2 protein-coding genes are annotated in these 1388 nt (G+C 73.5%); both read left to right on the top strand.

The window, feature by feature from the left end; all coding sequences use genetic code 11:
• Positions 1 to 997, top strand: a 997-nt coding sequence (locus tag G9H71_RS22660; protein ID WP_166285002.1) for a 3-oxoacyl-ACP synthase III, incomplete at its 5' end; no start/stop codon positions are given.
• Positions 994 to 1388 (top strand): alpha/beta fold hydrolase (locus tag G9H71_RS22655; RefSeq protein ID WP_231135343.1); only part of this gene is annotated, 395 nt, incomplete at its 3' end. The genes G9H71_RS22660 and G9H71_RS22655, both read left to right, overlap by 4 nt.

Below are 1388 nucleotides of genomic sequence, written 5' to 3'. Positions count from 1 at the left end.
CACCAACACGGCGCTGCTGTCCGTGTCGGGCCTCGAGGCCCCGGTCGTCGTGACGTCGGCACAGATCGACGAGTGGCTCGAGCCCACGATGAAGCGCCTGGGCCTGCGCGCGGGGATGTTCGAGAAGCTCGCCGGCATCGTCGAGCGCCGCTGGTGGCCGGAGGAGGTCTCGTTCGCCGACGCCGCCGCCATGGCGGGGGCCAAGGCGCTGTCCGAGGCCGGCGTGGACGCCTCGCAGGTCGGGCTGCTGATCAACACCTCGGTCTCGCGTGACCACCTGGAGCCGAGCACGGCGTCCGCGGTGCACCACACGCTCGGGCTGCCCCGGTCGGCGCTCAACTTCGACCTGTCCAACGCCTGCCTCGGCTTCGTCAACGGCATGCAGCTGGCCGGCACGATGATCGACGCGGGGCAGATCGACTACGCGCTCATCGTCGACGGCGAGGGCGCCCGGCGTACCCACGAGGCGACCATCGCGCGCCTGCTGCGGCCGGAGACGACCAAGGCCGACTGGCTGCGCGAGTTCGCGACCCTGACCCTCGGCTCCGGGTCGGCGGCGGCCGTCCTCGGCAAGGCCTCGGACCACCCTGGCGCGCACCGCGTCGTCGGCGGCATCTCGCGCGCCGGCACGGAGCACCACGAGCTGTGCGTCGGCGACCTGGAGCAGATGCGGACCGACCACGGCGCGCTCCTCGAGGCGGGCGTCGCCCTCGCGGAGGACGCGTGGGCCGAGGCGAGCTCGGAGTGGGACTGGTCGGACATGGACGCCTACGTCATGCACCAGGTGTCCAAGGTGCACACCGCGACCATCGTGGACCGGCTCGGCCTCGACGCCGCGAAGTTCCCGATCACCTTCCCGCGGCTGGGCAACATCGGCCCGGCCGCGCTGCCGATCACGCTCGCGCAGCACCAGCAGCACCTGGCCGCGGGCGACCGCGTGCTCTGCATGGGCGTGGGCTCCGGCCTCAACGTCTCGTGCGCCGAGATCGTCTGGTGACGCGGCCGGCGACGGCTCCCGCCCAGCTCCCGCCCCCCGGCCTGCCCGGGCTCGACCCCTGCTGGTCCCGGCTCGTCGAGACCAGTGACGAGGCCAGAGTCGAGGCTGCTGACGCGGCGAGTGGCGCCGACGGGCGCACCCGCACCTGGCACGTGCTCGACAACGGCCCCGGCCTGTCGTCCGAGCCGGTCGGTACGCTGCTCTGCGTCCACGGCAACCCGACGTGGTCCTACCTCTGGCGCTCGCTGCTGGCCGCCTCCGACGCGCGCGACGCCCGTGGCGAGCCGACCTGGCGCGTCGTCGCGGTCGACCAGCTGGACATGGGCTGGTCCGAGCGGACGGGCACCGTACGCCGCCTGCAGCGCCGCATCGACGACCTGGGTGCGCTGAC

Source organism: Motilibacter deserti (assembly GCF_011250635.1).
Taxonomy (GTDB): Bacteria; Actinomycetota; Actinomycetes; order Motilibacterales; family Motilibacteraceae; genus Motilibacter_A; species Motilibacter_A deserti.
This window is presented reverse-complemented; position numbering and strand designations above follow the sequence as displayed.